Source organism: Paracoccus sp. NIOT.M2S5SZ12 (genome assembly GCF_057748165.1).
Map to the genome: position 1 here is coordinate 261352 of NZ_JBYLFR010000001.1, position 15879 is coordinate 277230.

The following is a 15879-nucleotide window of genomic DNA, read 5'->3' on the forward strand; positions in this document are numbered from 1 at the left end:
GGCGTCACTCCGGCCCGACCGGGAACCCCTTGGCCAGCCCTGAGATGCTGATCCCGTTCAGCAGCCCCGCGTCGATGGCCTTGCGGATCGCCTGCGGCGTATCCTCGGCGCCCAGGGCAGCCCGTGCCGTCCTCAGCCGATAACGCAGCGCGGTGCGCGAGATGCCCAGGGCCTCGCAGGCCTGGTCATAGGTCATCCCGCAGGCGATGGCCTCCAGCGCGTCGATCAGGATGGGGCGCAGCGCCGTCCCCTGACCCACGATGTCATGGGCCTGGTGCAGCAGCGCGGCCATCTGTGCGATCTCGGCGTCGGTAAACTCGCGCGTGGCATGCGCCGCGCCGATGTAGGACCGCGATTCGGCCGGTCCGACCGAGATCGCCGCGCCGTAGGGCAGCCCGTGGGCTCTGGCCTGCCCCAGCACGTCCAGCGGGTCAGGCAGCAGTGCGGGCAGCTCGGACCAGCGGATCGTGCCCTCGTGCATCACGCACCAGATCATCATCGGATCGCCCACCCCCAGATTGGCGCGGGTGTAGGTCTGGATCCAGCGTGACGGATAGGTCGAGACCCGCCGGACCGGCCGCGAATAGCGGATGTGCAGCCCGATCGTGAAGCCGCGCGGCGCCAGCGTCGCCAGCGTCTCCTCGATCTGGGGCAGCGTGTTCAGGGACATGGGCAGGACATCGGGTGGCGGGGCATGGCGATGGCGGGGCTCTTCAGGGTGAACGGAGATGTTCGGACCAGATAGGGGCGGCGGGCGGGGCGGGCAAGGTGGGGGTCTCGGGAAGGCGTGGCGTGGGGGCAACATAGCCTTCTGGGGCTATACCCGTCACGGCCTGCCGGGTGTAAACGCTAACAAGCGCCTGTTGCGCGTATTTTCGGTTTGGGCGTCTTGCCCGCATTTCAGTCGATCAAGGGCGCCCTCGTGGCGCCCTTTTTTGCCGTAGCTGCCGAGATCGCGCCCCATGCGGCATGCGCGCGGGTTGCGCCCGCCGCCGCGATCGCTAGCCTGCGCGCGACATCGCAAGCAGGAGTGGTCGGATGGAACGTGTGAAACTGGGCGGCAGCGCGGTCGAGGTCAGCCGGATCTGTCTGGGCACGATGACCTTCGGCAACCAGACCGCCGAGGCCGACGCCCATGCGCAGATGGATGCCGCGGTCGAGGTCGGGATGACCTTCATGGACTGCGCCGAGATGTATCCCGTGAACCCCGTCCGCCGCGAGACGATCGGCGTGTCCGAGGAGATCCTGGGCCGCTGGCTGGCGCGGGACGGCAACCGCGACCGCGTCGAGGTCGCCACCAAGATCACCGGGCCCAGCCAGATGGTCCGCGACGGCGCGCCCTTCGACGGGGCGACGGTGCGGGCCTGCATCGACGCCTCGCTGCGCCGGCTGCAGACCGACCGGATCGACCTCTATCAGCTGCACTGGCCGGTGCGCGGCTCCTACGGGTTCCGGCAGAACTGGGGGTTCGATCCTTCGGGGCAGGACAAGGCCGCGACGCTGGCCCATATGGAGGACGTGCTGGGCGCCCTCAAGGATGCGGTCGCGGCGGGCAAGATCCGCGCGGCGGGCCTGTCCAACGAATCGGCCTGGGGGCTGACGCGGTGGTGCGACGTGGCCGACCGCATCGGCGGGCCGCGCATGGCCGCGATCCAGAACGAATATTCGCCGCTCTATCGTCTCTACGACACCGATCTGGCGGAGGCCGCGGTGAACGAGGACGTGACGCTTCTGTCCTATTCGCCGCTGGCGGCGGGGCTGCTGACCGGGAAATACGCCGACGGCGCCCTGCCCGAGGGCAGCCGCGCGGCGGTGGACAAGGCGACCGGCGGTCAGGGCAACCTGGGCGGGCGCAAGACGGGGCGCGGGGTCAAGGCGGCCGCGGCCTATGGCGCGCTGGCGCGCGAGCATGGCTGGGACGTGATCCACATGGTCATCGCCTGGCAGCTGACTCGGCCCTTCAAGGTGGTGCCGATCATCGGGGCGACCAGCCTGGAGCAGCTGCGCCACCTGATCGCCGGTCTGGGCCGCGATCTGCCCGACGAGCTGCGTCGCGGCATCGAGCGGCTGCACAAGGCCCATCCTCTGCCCTATTGATGCGCGGCATTTCGCCTCTATCTTCCTGACGACACGATGAAAGCTGGGGGTTCGGCATGGCTGGTGATCCATATGCGGCTCTGGGCGTCGCGCGCGGCGCCAGCGCGGACGAGATCAAGAAGGCCTATCGGCGCATCGCCAAGACCGATCATCCGGACCTGAACCCGGACCCGGCGGCGGCGCGCCGCTTCGCGGAGGCGTCGGCGGCCTATGACCTGCTGAAGGACTCCGAGCAGCGCCGCCGCTTCGACGCGGGCGAGATCAACGCCCAGGGGCAGGAGCAGGCGCCGCGCTGGCAGGGGCGGCCGGGCGGCCATCCCTTCGGCGAGGCGCCGGGCCATGGCGGCGACCCCGACCTGTCGGACGTCTTCGCCGACCTGTTCGGCCAGCGCGCGGGGCCGCGCGGGGGATTTGGCGGGTTCGGGGGCTTTGGCGGCTTTGGCGGCGGGCGTGCGGACATGCGCGGGCAGGACCTGCGGCTGATGCTGCAGGTTGATTTCCTGACCGCCGCGCGCGGCGGGCGCAGCCGCGTGACCCTGCCCCAGGGCGGCACGCTGGAGGTGACCATCCCCAAGGGCGTGCGCGAGGGGCAGGTGATCCGCCTGCGCGGCAAGGGCGAGCCGGGCATGGGCCGCGGCGAGCCGGGCGATGCCTATCTGGAGGTGCGGGTGGCCGAGCATCCGCAGTTCCGCCGCGAGGGCGACGACATCCACCTGGTTCTGCCGATCAGCCTGGATGAGGCGGTGCTGGGCGGCAAGGTCGCCGCGCCGACCATCGACGGGCCGGTGAACCTGACCATTCCGCGGGGCGCGACCTCGGGCCAGCGGCTGCGGCTGCGGGGGCGGGGCGTGAACGGGGGCGATCAGCATGTCGAGCTGCGCATCGCCATGCCGCCCAAGGTGGACGCGAAGCTGGCGGCCTTCTTCGAGGAGTGGCGGCGCGAGAACGCCTATGACCCGCGCCGGGGCCTGTCCGAGGCCGGCTGACGCGCGGGCAGTTCGGCCATGACGGCGGCGCGGGCCTGCGGCGACATGCGGCCCCAAGCCGCGATCTCGGCCAGGGTGCGGTGGCAGCCGAGGCAGAGGTCGCTCTCCGCGTCGATGCGGCAGAGCCTGACGCAGGGGCTTTCGATGGCGGTCACGGGCGCGGCCCCGCGGGCCGGAGCGCGGGAGAGGGGGGACGGGCCGTGCGAAGCCCGGCCCGAACGCTGCCGCTTGGCCGTAGGCCGCGCTGGCGCGCGGCGGGCGCGCCCCTAGCCATGGGCTTCGATATGGCGCAGACGGTCCAGCGCGCCCTGCAGGATGTAGCCCGCGGCGACCTGGTCGATGACCTCGGCCCGGCGCCTGCGCGAGGTGTCGCCCTCCAGCAGCGCGCGTTCGGCGGCGACCGTGGACAGGCGTTCGTCCCAATAGGCGATGGGCAGGTCGGTCAGCCGCGTCATGTTGCGGGCAAAGGCGCGCGTGGCCTGGGCGCGCGGGCCTTCGGACCCGTCCATGTTGCGCGGCAGGCCGAGGACCAGCCCGGCCAGCCCCCGTTCCGCGATCAGCGCCAGCAGCGCCTGCGCGTCCTGCGTGAACTTGGTCCGGCGGATCGTGGTCAGGGGCGAGGCCACGCCGCGCATCCCGTCGCTGACGGCCACGCCGATGGTCTTGGTCCCCAGATCCAGCCCGGCCAGCGCGCCGAAGCGGGGCAGGGCCGCGGCGAAATCGGTCATCTCCTCGTGGATCATCGCTCCAACCCCGCCTCGGTCGCGGCCCGGTCTATGGGGGCGATGGCCTCGGGGATCTGGCCGAACCGCTGCCGGGCCTCGGTCAGGATGGCGTGGGCCTGCTCGGCCTCGCCCAGCACGGCAAGGCCCGCGATCAGCCGCGCCCATTCCTCGGGCGAGCCGCCCCGTTCGGCCAGGCGGCCCTGAAGGCGGGCGACCATGTCGCGGGCCATCTGCTGCTGATCCTCGGCGGACATGGCGCCGGCGGCCGCCAAGGCCTCCGCGTCGGGGCCGGGCAGGGGCGAGGCTTCGGGGGCGGGGGGCGCGCGGTATTCGTCGTCGCCCGCCAGCCAGGCCAGCTCCTCGATCGCCTCGCGGATCGAGGGGATCCAGGGCGCGCTCTCGGGACCCTCCTCCAGCAGGCGCCGCCAGATCGGGAAGGCCAGGTCCGGGCGGCCGTTCTGGATGAACAGGACGCCGCGCAGATAGCGGGCCTGGGGCAGGGTCGCGTCGCGCGCCAGCGCGCGGTCCAGAAGCGCCTCGGCCTCGGCGGTGATGACGCCGCCCGCGGCCTCGATCATCAGCGTGGCCAGCTGCATCAGGGCGGTGGGCTGGGCCGCGTCGCCGGACAGCTCGACCAGCCGCGCCTGCGCCTCGCGGGCGGCGGGCAGGTTGCCAAGCCGCATCTCATGCGTGGCCAGCAGCGCCAGCCCCTCCGGGTCGTCGGGATTGCGCGCCACCGTGGCGCGCAGCTGCTCGATCATGGACAGGTATTCGGGATCGACGCCGGACAGGTCCGGGGCGGGACGCGCGGGGGCGCGGGCCTCGGCCTCGGCCTGGGAGGGGCGGTCGCGATAGGCCGCATCGGCGGCGGCGATGCGCGCCGACAGCGGCATGTCGGGCGCGCCGGGCACCCCCTCGCGCCAGTAGAGCGCCAGACCCCCGGCCAGCGCCGCGACCAGCACGGCCGCCGCACCCATCCCCGCGCCGCGCGATGCGGCGGGCGCGGCCTCGCGCAGGCGGCGGTCGGCGTCCAGCACCTTGCGGCCGATCTCGGCGCGCAGGCGCCCGGCCTCGTCGGGGGCGATGACGCCGCGGGCCAGGTCGCGATCGACCTCGGCCAGCTGGTCGCGATAGACGCGCAGGTCGAAGGCCGCGGCGGGCACGGCGTCGCCCCGGCCCCGGCGCAGGGGCGACAGGATGGCAAACGCGCTCAGCAGGGTCATGCCCGCGGCCAGGATCCAGAACATCGGCACCTCCATTGCCGCGTTCCTAGCGCGGATGGCCGCGAACCGGAAGGCGGCAGCATCCTGCCCACACGAATGTCGCATGTCGCATTTCGCCGCGATCTGCCGCAAGGCGCCTTGAGGCCCGGCCCGCCCCCCGCCATGGTGCACCCGACCCATCCCGAGAGGCACCATGCCCGAGAACCACCCCGCCCGCCGCTATTCCGTCTTTGCCATCGCCCGCGAGGCGCTGCGTCAGCACAAGGGCTGGACGCGGGCCTGGGCCAGCCCGGAACCGAAATCGCGCTACAAGGTGATCGTGGTCGGTGCGGGCGGGCACGGGCTGGCCACGGCCTATTACCTGGGCCGGAACTTCGGCATCACCGACGTTGCGGTGATCGAGAAGGGCTGGCTGGGCGGCGGCAACACGGGTCGCAACACGACGATCATCCGGTCCAACTATCTCCAGGACCCCTCGGCCGCGATCTACGAGAAGGCGCGCAGCCTCTATGAGACCCTGTCGCAGGACCTGAACTACAACATCATGTTCAGCCCCCGCGGCCTGATCATGCTGGCGCAGACCGAGCACGAGATCCGCGGCTACAAGCGCACCGTCTATGCCAACAACCTCCAGGGCGTTCAGACGGAATGGCTGGACCCCCAGCAGCTGAAGGCCAAGGTGCCGATCATCAATCTGGACGGGCCGCGCTATCCGGTGCTGGGCGGGCTCTATCAGGCGCGCGGCGGCACGGCGCGCCATGACGCGGTGGCCTGGGGCTATGCGCGGGCCTGTTCCGACATGGGCATGCACATCATCCAGAACTGCGAGGTCACCGGGGTCGAGACCGAGGGCGGCCAGGTCCGCGCGGTCAACACCTCCAAGGGCCGCATCGGCTGCGAGAAGCTGGCCATCGTGGTGGCGGGCCATTCCAGCCAGCTGGCCGCCATGGCGGGCTTCCGCCTGCCCATCGAGAGCGTCGCGCTCCAGGCGCTGGTCAGCGAGCCGATCAAGCCCTGCATGGATGTCGTGGTGATGGCCAACACCGTCCACGGCTACATGTCGCAATCCGACAAGGGCGAGATGGTGATCGGCGGCGGCACCGACGGGTTCAACAACTTCACGCAGCGCGGGTCGTGGCAGCATGTCGAGGAGACCGTGCGCGCCCTGATCGAGACCTTCCCGATGATCTCGCGCCTCAAGATGCTGCGGCAATGGGGCGGCATCGTGGACATGACCGGCGACCGCTCGCCGATCCTGTCGGCCACGCCGGTGGGCGGCATCTTGGTCAATTGCGGATGGGGCACCGGCGGGTTCAAGGCGATCCCCGGATCGGGCTGGGCCATGGCGGAACTGGTCGCCAAGGGCACGCCCGGACCGCTGGCCGCCGATTTCGGGCTGAACCGCTTCCGCGAGGGGCGGTTCATCGACGAATCCGTCGCCGCCGGCGTGGCGCACTGACTGGGGGCGCGGAATGTCGAGCGGGAACGGAACCTTGGGACGGTGCTGCGGATTTATCGGGCATGACAGAACTGACCGAAAGGGTTCACCATGGCTGACCGCAACAACAACGGCCTCTACTTCATCGTCGGCGGCATCGTCGTCGTCGTGGCGCTGCTGTTCTTCTTCATGTCGGGCGGCGAGACCGGCGTGGCCACGACCGATCCGGTCGCGGGCGACACCACCAATGTCACCGTCGAGACCCCCGATGCCGCGCCGGCGACTGACGCCCCTGCCGTCACCGTCGAGACCGACAGCCCGCCTGCGACTGACGCTCCGGCCGAGCCTGCCGCCCCGGCACCCGCTCCGGCGAACTGATACCGCACATTCCGCGCGCGCCCTCGGGCCGCGCGCCGCAACGGGGGTCCGGGGGCAGTCAGCCCCCGGCCTTCCTCCGACAGGATGTCGGATGACGGGCACCGCCGGCCTTGGCCGCTGCGGTGCCCTTTCGCATGTGCACCCCATCCCCCTCTCAGCCGCAACGGAGCCCTCATGCTGATCCTGACCTGCCCCTATTGCGGCGTGACGGCCGAGGAGACCGAACTGCATCCCGGCGGAGAGGCCCATCTGACCCGCGTCGGCCCCGAGGGCAGCGATGCCGATTTCGAGGCCTATCTGTTTGCCCGCAAGAACGCCAAGGGCGTGCATTTCGAACGCTGGCGCCATGCCTATGGCTGCGGCAAGTGGTTCCTGGCCGCGCGCTGCACCGCGACGCTGCAGGTTTTCGGCACCTACCGCGCGCAGACCCCGCATCCGCCCGCCGAGATCGTCGCCGCGATCCGCAAGGCCCGCCCCGACTGGACCCCCGACTGGACCACCCCCGCCGAAGGCCACGCCGAATGACCCACACGCCTCCCTTCCGCCTGCCCTCCGGCGGCCGCCGCATCGACCGGGCGCATCAGCTGTCCTTCCGCTTCGACGGCCGGCACCTGCGCGGGCTGTCCGGCGACACGCTGGCCTCGGCGCTTCTGGCCAATGGCCAGATGCTGATGGGCCGGTCCTTCAAGTATCACCGCCCGCGCGGCCCCGTGGCCTCCGGCGCGGAGGAGCCGAACGCGCTCTTGGGCCTGGGCCAGGGCGGTCGGTTCGAACCCAACCAGCGCGCCACCGTCACGCCGCTGGTGCATGGCATGGTCACGCGCAGCCAGAACTGCTGGCCCAGCCTGGATGCCGATGTGGGCGCGATCAACAACTGGCTGTCGCCGGTCTTCCCGGCGGGTTTCTACTACAAGACCTTCATCCATCCGCGCCCCTTCTGGAAGCATCTCTTCGAACCCGTCATCCGGCGCAGCGCGGGGCTGGGCCGGGCGCCGACCGATCCCGATCCGGACCGGTATGAGCAGGCCTACGGCTTTGCCGACACGGTCGTGGTGGGCGGCGGCATCGCGGGCCTGACCGCCGCGCGCGAGGCGGCTGAGGCGGGCGGCACGGTCCTGGTGCTGGAGCAGGACGGCCATTGGGGCGGGCGCACGCCGACCGATCATGAGGGCGGGCAGGCCGCCATCGACGCGCTTCTGTCCGACCTGCGGGGCCGCGACGGCGTGACCCTGCGCCGCAACACAATGGCCACCGGCCTCTATGACCACGGCTATCTGATCGCGCGGGAATCGCTGGCCGATCACGACCCGAACCAGGGCCTGCCCCGCCAGCGCCTGTGGCGCATCCGCGCGGGCCGCGTCATCACCGCGACCGGCGCGCTCGAGCGTCCGCTGTCCTTCGCCTGCAACGACGTGCCCGGCGTGATGCTGGCCAGCGCGGTGCGCGACTTCATCGCCGATTACGGCGTGGCGCCGGGCCGGCGCATCGTCGTGGTCACCAACAACGACGACGCCTATCGCACCGCGCTGACCGCCCATGCCGCGGGGCTGGAGGTGCCCGCCATCGTCGACGCGCGCCCCGAGGCCAACGGCGCGCTGCCGCAGGCCGCCCGGGCCGCGGGCATCACCGTCCTGACCGGCAGCGCCGTCGCAAAGGTCAAGGGCGGCCGCCATGTCGAGGGGGTCACGCTCTGCGACCAGCAGTCCGAGGGCCGGCCGACCCGCGCCATCGACTGCGACGTGGTCGCGATGTCGGGCGGCTGGTCGCCGGTCGTGCATCTGTGGTCCCATTGCGGCGGCAAGCTGACCTGGGACGAGGCCGCCGCCATGTTCCGCCCCGATCCCGACCGCCCGCCTCTGGGTGCGGACGGGCAGGGCAATGTCACCGTGGCCGGGGCCGCCAATGGCGATCTGGCCTGCGCGGGCGATCTGGAACGCGCCGAGGGTGCCACCATGCCCGTCTGGGTCATGCCCGCCCGCGCGCCCTACAGGCTGCGCGCCAAGATGTGGCTGGATTTCCAGAACGACGTGAAGGTCACCGATGTCGAACTGGCCGCCCGCGAGGGCTATGCCAGCGTCGAGCACACCAAACGCTACACCACGCTCGGCATGGCGACCGATCAGGGCAAGCTTTCCAACATCAACGGTCTGGCGGTCCTGTCCAGCGCGCTGAACCAGCCGATCCAGGCGACCGGCACCACGACCTTCCGGCCGCCCTACACGCCGCTGACCCTGGCCACCATCGCGGCCGAGGCCAAGGGCGACGCCTTCCAGCCGCTGCGCAAGACGCCGATCCATGCCTGGCACGAGACCCACGGCGCCAGCTGGGAGCCGGTGGGCCAATGGCGCCGCCCCTATGCCTATCCCCGCGCCGGGGAGGACCGCCATGCCGCCGTCGCCCGCGAGATCCGGGCGGTGCGGGCGGGCGTCGGCACGCTAGACGCCTCGACCCTGGGCAAGATCCTGGTCAAGGGGCCGGATGCTGGGCGCTTCCTGGACATGCTCTATACCAACATGATGTCCACGCTGCCGGTCGGGAAATGCCGCTATGGCCTGATGTGCAACGAGAACGGGTTCTTGATGGATGACGGCGTCGTGGCGCGCCTGTCCGACGACAGCTGGCTGTGCCACACCACCACCGGCGGCGCGGACCGCATCCATGGGCACATGGAGGACTGGCTGCAATGCGAATGGTGGGACTGGAAGGTCCACACCGCCAACCTGACCGAACAGTTCGCCCAGATCGCCGTGGCCGGCCCCAAGGCCCGCGCCCTGCTGGAACGCCTGCCGGGCAGCATCGCCCTGTCGGCCGAGGCGCTGCCCTTCATGCAATGGGCCGAAGGCGACATTGCGGGCATCCCGGCGCGCATCTTCCGCATCAGCTTCTCGGGCGAGCTGAGCTACGAGATCGCCGTGCCCGCCAATCGCGGGCTCGAGCTGTGGGAGCGTCTGCACGAGGCCGGGCGCGATCTGGGGCTAACCCCCTATGGCACCGAAGCCATGCATGTGATGCGGGCCGAAAAGGGCTTCATCATGATCGGGGACGAGACCGACGGCACCATCATCCCGCAGGATCTGGGGCTGGACTGGGCGATCTCCAAGAAGAAGGCCGACTATATCGGCAAGCGCGCGCATCGCCGCCTGCACATGACCGACGGCAACCGCTGGAAGTTGGTCGGGCTGGAGAGCCTGACCGGCAAGGTCCTGCCCGACGGCGCCTATGCCGTGGACGAGGGCACCAACCCCAACGGCCAGCGCCGGACGCAGGGGCGCGTGACGTCCAGCTATCACTCCCCGACCCTGGGCAGGCCCATCGCCATGGGGCTGGTGCGGCACGGCCCGGCGCGCATGGGGCAGGTGCTGGATTTCCCCATGCCCGACGGCACGGTGATGCAGGCGCGGATCGTTGATCCGGTCTTCTACGACAAGGAAGGGAGCCGCCTGAATGGCTGAGGCACTTGCAACCGTCACGCGGGTCACCGACCTGGGCATGATCGCCGTCCGCGCCGATCTGGAGGAGGCCGGCGACGCGCTGGCCGAGGCCGCGGGCCTGGCCGTCCCCGAGCGCACCGGCATCGTGACCGACGGCAGCCGCAGCCTGGCCTGGATGTCCCCGGACGAGCTGCTGCTGGTCCTGCCCGCCGCGGAGACCGCCGCCGCGCTGCGCGATCTGGAGCAGGCGTTGACCGGCACGCACGGGATGGCGGTCGACATGTCGGATGCCCGCGCGGTCTTCGACGTGACCGGGCCGGGGGCGGCCGATGTGGTGGCCAAGCTGGCCCCGGTCGATGCCGCGCGCTTTCCCGAAGGCCATCTGCGCCGCACCCGCATGGCGCAGACGGCGGCCGCGCTCTGGCGCATCGACGGGGGGTTCCGCGTCATCGGGTTCCGCTCCACCGCCGATTACCTGGGGCTGATCCTGACCAACGCGGCGCTGCCCGGCAGCCATCTGGCCCCGCGCTGACGCGGGCGCGGACCGGAACCCCGGTCCGCCCCTTGCGTTGGTCCGCGGAATGCGCGACCGTCCGCGCCGAACCGAGCAACCCTTTCGAAAGGACCGCGACATGGCCTTCACCCTTCCCGATCTTCCCTATTCCCACGACGCGCTGGAAGCCGGCGGCATGTCCCGCGAGACGCTGGAATACCACCACGACAAGCACCACAAGGCCTATGTGGACAAGCTGAACGAGCTGGTCGCCGGCACCGAATGGGAAGGCAAGTCGCTGGAGGACATCGTCACCGGCACCTATCAGAAGGGCGCCGTGGCGCAGAACGGCATCTTCAACAATGCCAGCCAGCATTGGAACCACGCCCAGTTCTGGGAGATGATGGGCCCGAACCCCGGCGCCATGCCTGCCGAACTGGAGAAGGCCATCACCGACAGCTTCGGCTCGGTCGAGGCCTTCAAGAAGAAGTTCTCCGAGGCCGGCGTCGGCCAGTTCGGCTCGGGCTGGGTCTGGCTGGTCAAGAACGCCGACGGCTCGCTGGAGGTCACCAAGACCGAGAACGGCGTGAACCCGTTGGTCACCGGCCAGACCGCGCTTCTGGGCTGCGACGTGTGGGAGCACAGCTACTACATCGACTTCCGCAACGCGCGTCCGAAGTATCTGGAGAACTTCCTGGACAAGCTGGTGAACTGGGAGAACGTCGCCTCGCGCATGTGAGGCGCCTCCCGGCACCGGAAAGGCCCGCCCCTCTGGGCGGGCCTTTTGCATGGGCCGCGCCGGCATTGGCATTTCCGCCCGTGCCGGTATAAGACCACGGAAACACAGGACGGATCGGGCGGGGCGCGCAGGCATGGCCAACCAGAACGACAGCTTCATCGACGAGGTCACGGACGAGCTGCGGCGCGACCGGCTGTATGGCGTGATGCGCCGCTATGGCTGGATCGTGGTGCTGCTGATCGTCGCGGCGGTCGGTTATACCGCGTGGCGTGAATATGCCGCGGCGCGGGACCGGGCGGCGGCGCAGGACTGGGGCGATGCGGTGCTGGCGGCCGAGGCCGAGGGCGACGCCGCGGCGATCCTGGGCGTCGATGCGCAGGGCTCGGCAGAGCGTCAGGCGCTGGCGGGGCTGCTGGCGGCGGGCACGGACGACGACCCCGCGGCCCGTGCCGAGGCCCTGCGCGAGGTCGCCCGCACCCAGCCCCAAGGCGTCCTGGGAGAGCTGGCGCAGCTGAAGCTGGTCATGCTGGAGGGCGCGCAGATGGATGCGGCCGAACGCGACGACATCCTGACGCGCCTGTCGCGCGCGGGCGCGCCCTTCGAGCTTCTGGCGCTGGAGCAGAAGGCGGTGGCGCTGATCGGGGCCGGCCGCTCCGAGGATGCGATCACCCTGATCCGCCAGATCCAGGACAAGAGCGGCCTGACCGAGGCCTTGCGTCGCCGCCTGTCCGAGATGATGATCGCCTTGGGCGAGACGCCCGAACCCACCGAATGACCGCGTCCAAACGCGGCTGACAGACTGCTTGAGGGAGTGACGGTGATGCAGCGACTGACCCTGGCGATGGCCGCCGCATTGGCGCTGGCCGGTTGCGGCGACCGCGACGTGATCCTGCCCGGAGAGCGTCTGGACCCGCTGGCCGTCACCTCGCCGGACGGCCCCGCGGTCGTCGGCGCGCCGGGCGTCAGCAGCACCGCCCTGTCGCTGGCCGCGCCCGTGGCGAATGCCGAATGGACCCATCGCGGCGGCAATGCGGCCCATGCGCCCGGCCACCTGGCCCTGGGTGCTGCGGGAACGCGCATCTGGTCGGCCGATATCGGCGCGGGCGACAGCCGCCGCTATCGCATCACCGCCGATCCGGTCGTGGGCGGCGGGCTGATCTTCACGCTGGACAGCCGCGCGGGCGTGACCGCCACCGCGCCGAACGGCGGCCGCGTCTGGTCCAGCAACGTCACCCCTCCGCGCGAGAACCCCGACAGCGCCTCGGGCGGCGGGCTGGCCTATGAGGGCGGGCGTCTCTACGTCACCACCGGCTTTGGCGAGCTGGTCGCGCTGGACGCGGCCAGCGGCGGCGTCCTGTGGCGCCAGCGCGTCGAGGCCGCGATCAGCGGCGGTCCCACCGTGCAGGATGGCGTCGTCTATGTCGCCTCGCGCAATTCGGTGGGCTATGCGGTGCGCGCCAGTGACGGGCGCGTGCTGTGGCAGACAGCCGGCACACAGTCGGGATCGGGCGTCATGGGCGTCGCGGTGCCGGCGGTGCAGGGCGACAGGGTCGTCTTCCCCTTCTCCTCGGGCGAGCTGGTCGCGGTCGATCGCGCCTCGGGCCTGACCGCCTGGACCGCGCCCATCGCGGGCACGCGGCCGGGACGCGCCATCGCGGTCATCCGCGACGTGACCGGCGACCCGGTGATCACCGGGGGCCGCGTCTATGCCGGGACCTCCTCGGGGCGCATCGCCTCGGTCGAGCTGGCCACCGGCCTGTCGGACTGGAGCGCGCGCGAGGGTGACAACAGCCCCGTCGTCGTGGCGGGTGGATCGGTCTTCGCGGTGAACGACCAGGCCCAGCTTGTGCGTCTGGACGCAGCCACCGGCGGGGTGATCTGGCGTCAGCCGCTGCCCTATTTCACGACCGAGCGCGTGCGCAAGCAGAACGCGGTCCATGCCCATTACGGACCGGTCCTGGCCGGAGGGCGGTTGCATGTCGCCTCCAGCGATGGCATGTTGCGCAGCTTCGATCCCGCCTCCGGCGCGCTGGTCGGGCAGGCGCAGATCCCCGGCGGGGCGGCGTCGGCCCCGGTGGTCGCCGGTCAAACCCTTTACGTCGTTGCACGCAACGGCCAGTTGCACGCATTCCGATGACATTCACCCTTGCTATCGTCGGGCGGCCCAATGTGGGCAAGTCCACCCTGTTCAACCGACTGGTCGGGAAAAAGCTGGCGCTGGTCGACGACCAGCCCGGCGTGACCCGCGACATCCGCGAGGGCGCTGGCCGCCTTGGTGATCTGCGATTCGTCGTGATCGACAGCGCGGGCCTCGAGATGGCCGAGGATGACAGCCTTAAGGGCCGCATGCGCCGCCTGACCGAGCGGGCGGTCGACGAGGCCGACATCTGCCTGTTCGTGGTCGATGCGCGCATCGGCGTCACCGCCGCCGACGAGTATTTCGCCGAAATCCTGCGGCGCCGCGCCAAGCATGTCATCGTCGCCGCCAACAAGTCCGAGGGCCGCGCCGGAGAGGCGGGGGCGATGGAGGCCTATGCCCTGGGCCTGGGAGAGCCGCTGCGCATCTCGGCCGAGCATGGCGAGGGGATGGACGACCTCTATCGCGTGTTGGTGCCGCTGGCCGATCAGATCGAGGCCGAGCGTCCCGCCCCCATCGAGGCCGCGACCGACATCGACCTGACCGACGAGGATGCCGAGACCGGCGAGGGCGCCGAGGATTGGCGTCCCTCCGAGGCGCGCCCGCTGCAGATGGCCGTGATCGGGCGCCCCAATGCGGGCAAGTCCACGCTGATCAACAAGATCCTGGGCGAGGACCGCCTGCTGACCGGCCCCGAGGCCGGGATCACCCGCGATTCGATCAGCGTCACCGCGAATTTCATGGGCACGCCCATGCGCATCTTCGACACGGCTGGCATGCGCAAGCGTGCCCGCGTGACCGAGAAGCTGGAGAAGCTGTCGGTGGCCGATGGTCTGCGCGCGGTGCGCTTTGCCGAGGTCGTGGTCGTGCTGCTGGACGTGGAGATCCCGTTCGAGACGCAGGACCTGCGCATCGCCGATTTCGCCGAGACCGAGGGCCGCGCCGTCGTGGTCGCGGTGAACAAGTGGGACCTCGAGGACGACAAGCCCCACAAGCTGAACGAAATGCGCGCCAGCTTCGAGAAGCTGCTGCCGCAGCTGCGCGGCGCGCCGCTGGTCACCGTGTCGGCCCGCACGGGCAAAGGTCTGGACCGGCTGCACAACGCCGTGGTCAAGGCGCACGAGGTCTGGAACCGCCGCGTGTCCACCGCGCGCCTGAACCAGTGGCTGAGCGCCATGACCGAGAGCCACCCGCCCCCCGCGCCGGGCGGCCGCCGCATCCGACTGCGCTACATGACGCAGGTCAAGACGCGCCCGCCCGCCTTCATCGTCAAGGCGACGCATACGGACAAGATCCCCGACAGCTATCAGCGCTACCTGATCAACGGGCTGCGGCAGGATTTCGACATGCCGGGCACGCCGATCCGGCTGTTCTTCCGCGATCAGGGGGGCGACAACCCGTACAAGGCCAAGGCCACCAAGATCGTGCAGTCGGGCGCGCTGTCCAAGCACAAGAACCGCCAGAAGCCCAAGGGCAGCTGACGCTCAGCTAGCCGCGCGGATCAGGACGGCGGCCATCGCGCTGATCCCGATGATCGCCACCAGCGCGATCATCGGATCGGTGCCCATGGTCGATATGGCCAGCCCGCAGAACGCCCAGATCAGCGCCACGGAATAGCCGATGCTGGTCCCGATCCACATCTGCGCGACCATGCCCAGGGCCGCGGCAGGCAGGATCGCCACGGCGGGCACGGCGATCTGCGGCAGGTCCAGCAGCCGGACCGACAGTTCGGCCAGTGCCGCGGAGGACAGCGCCGTGGCCCAGCCCGCGAAAAAGCCGATGGCCGGGCGGTGACGCCCTGCCGCGTGGCGTGCCCCCACCGTGGCCAAGACCGCGCTGGCGGTCGTCACCGCGGTCAGCAGCAGCGGCAGCGTGATCAGCGCGGGCCAGGTCGCCGCCAGAAGCGCCGCGGCGGTGATGAAGGGCCAGACCCGGCGGCGGCCTGTGCGCACCGGTTCGCGGTCGGTGTTGTCGATCCACTGGCCGACCGCATCCAGCAGCACCAAGGCGCAGATGGCGATCATCAGCGTCCACATCACGGCATTGTCAGGGTCCAGATACAGCAGCGGGATGGCGGTCCGGTCCGGCGGGGCCACCGGCAGCAGCGGCCCGGCCAGCCGCGCGGCATCCAGCTGGCCCGGGCTTTCCGTCAGCCAGGCGAACAGGGTGCAGCTGATCACGAAGATCGCCGCGGCCGCCATCTGAAGAAGGGATCCCGTTCGTGCCATGCAG

The 15879-nt window shown here is 70.8% G+C and carries 16 protein-coding genes; 11 read left to right on the forward strand and 5 right to left on the reverse strand.

Annotated elements, in window-relative coordinates; translation table 11 throughout:
* Positions 1-4 precede the first annotated feature (4 nt).
* The gene (locus AC2SGK_RS01310) at positions 5-670 is read right to left on the reverse strand and encodes a helix-turn-helix transcriptional regulator (RefSeq protein WP_488321793.1); all 666 of its coding nucleotides are present in this window, start codon (positions 668-670) and stop codon (positions 5-7) included.
* Between the two features lie 368 nt (positions 671-1038).
* Here AC2SGK_RS01310 and AC2SGK_RS01315 point away from each other — a divergent pair, with 368 nt between their 5' ends.
* Both AC2SGK_RS01315 and AC2SGK_RS01320 read left to right on the forward strand, forming a co-directional pair.
* Positions 1039-2097, forward strand: a complete 1059-nt coding sequence (locus tag AC2SGK_RS01315) for an aldo/keto reductase (RefSeq protein ID WP_488321794.1) — start codon at positions 1039-1041, stop codon at positions 2095-2097.
* 56 nt (positions 2098-2153) lie between these two features.
* Entirely contained in the window at positions 2154-3083 is a 930-nt protein-coding gene (locus tag AC2SGK_RS01320; RefSeq protein WP_488321795.1) for a DnaJ C-terminal domain-containing protein, read from the forward strand.
* On the opposite strand, the gene AC2SGK_RS01325 is transcribed toward AC2SGK_RS01320, so the two are convergent.
* From AC2SGK_RS01325 to ccmI, 3 genes are all read right to left on the reverse strand, one after another.
* Complete coding sequence (locus AC2SGK_RS01325; RefSeq protein ID WP_488321796.1) at positions 3047-3238, reverse strand: DUF1289 domain-containing protein; 192 nt, start codon at positions 3236-3238, stop codon at positions 3047-3049. The two genes, AC2SGK_RS01320 and AC2SGK_RS01325, sit on opposite strands and share 37 nt — an antisense overlap.
* 111 nt (positions 3239-3349) lie before the next feature.
* Positions 3350-3826, reverse strand: a complete 477-nt coding sequence (gene ruvX / locus AC2SGK_RS01330) for a Holliday junction resolvase RuvX (protein WP_488321797.1) — start codon at positions 3824-3826, stop codon at positions 3350-3352.
* On the reverse strand, positions 3823-5055 hold the full coding sequence (gene ccmI / locus AC2SGK_RS01335) for a c-type cytochrome biogenesis protein CcmI (protein WP_488321798.1): 1233 nt from the start codon (positions 5053-5055) through the stop codon (positions 3823-3825). The genes ruvX and ccmI overlap by 4 nt, the downstream gene beginning before the upstream one ends.
* Before the next feature lie 169 nt (positions 5056-5224).
* Here ccmI and AC2SGK_RS01340 point away from each other — a divergent pair, with 169 nt between their 5' ends.
* The 9 genes from AC2SGK_RS01340 (at position 5225) to der (ending at position 15128) form a co-directional block, all read left to right on the forward strand.
* Positions 5225-6490, forward strand: coding sequence for a sarcosine oxidase subunit beta family protein (locus AC2SGK_RS01340; RefSeq protein ID WP_488321799.1), 1266 nt, complete (start codon positions 5225-5227; stop codon positions 6488-6490).
* A gap of 90 nt (positions 6491-6580) precedes the next feature.
* Positions 6581-6847, forward strand: a complete 267-nt coding sequence (locus tag AC2SGK_RS01345; RefSeq protein WP_488321800.1) for a hypothetical protein — start codon at positions 6581-6583, stop codon at positions 6845-6847.
* A 174-nt stretch (positions 6848-7021) separates the two neighbouring features.
* Positions 7022-7372 (forward strand): sarcosine oxidase subunit delta, encoded by a 351-nt coding sequence (locus tag AC2SGK_RS01350; protein WP_488321801.1) that lies wholly within the window; start codon positions 7022-7024, stop codon positions 7370-7372.
* Entirely contained in the window at positions 7369-10299 is a 2931-nt protein-coding gene (locus AC2SGK_RS01355) for a sarcosine oxidase subunit alpha family protein (protein WP_488321802.1), read from the forward strand. The genes AC2SGK_RS01350 and AC2SGK_RS01355 overlap by 4 nt, the downstream gene beginning before the upstream one ends.
* Positions 10292-10810, forward strand: a complete 519-nt coding sequence (locus tag AC2SGK_RS01360) for a sarcosine oxidase subunit gamma (RefSeq protein WP_488321803.1) — start codon at positions 10292-10294, stop codon at positions 10808-10810. The genes AC2SGK_RS01355 and AC2SGK_RS01360 overlap by 8 nt, the downstream gene beginning before the upstream one ends.
* A 100-nt stretch (positions 10811-10910) precedes the next feature.
* On the forward strand, positions 10911-11510 hold the full coding sequence (locus AC2SGK_RS01365; RefSeq protein ID WP_488321804.1) for a superoxide dismutase: 600 nt from the start codon (positions 10911-10913) through the stop codon (positions 11508-11510).
* A 133-nt stretch (positions 11511-11643) separates the two neighbouring features.
* Complete coding sequence (locus tag AC2SGK_RS01370; RefSeq protein WP_488321805.1) at positions 11644-12285, forward strand: tetratricopeptide repeat protein; 642 nt, start codon at positions 11644-11646, stop codon at positions 12283-12285.
* A gap of 45 nt (positions 12286-12330) precedes the next feature.
* The gene (locus tag AC2SGK_RS01375) at positions 12331-13647 is read left to right on the forward strand and encodes an outer membrane protein assembly factor BamB family protein (protein WP_488321806.1); all 1317 of its coding nucleotides are present in this window, start codon (positions 12331-12333) and stop codon (positions 13645-13647) included.
* On the forward strand, positions 13644-15128 hold the full coding sequence (gene der, locus AC2SGK_RS01380; protein ID WP_488321807.1) for a ribosome biogenesis GTPase Der: 1485 nt from the start codon (positions 13644-13646) through the stop codon (positions 15126-15128). The genes AC2SGK_RS01375 and der overlap by 4 nt, the downstream gene beginning before the upstream one ends.
* A 3-nt stretch (positions 15129-15131) precedes the next feature.
* Here der and AC2SGK_RS01385 read toward each other — a convergent pair whose 3' ends face one another.
* On the reverse strand, positions 15132-15875 hold the full coding sequence (locus AC2SGK_RS01385; RefSeq protein WP_488321808.1) for a hypothetical protein: 744 nt from the start codon (positions 15873-15875) through the stop codon (positions 15132-15134).
* Positions 15876-15879: the final 4 nt, after the last annotated feature.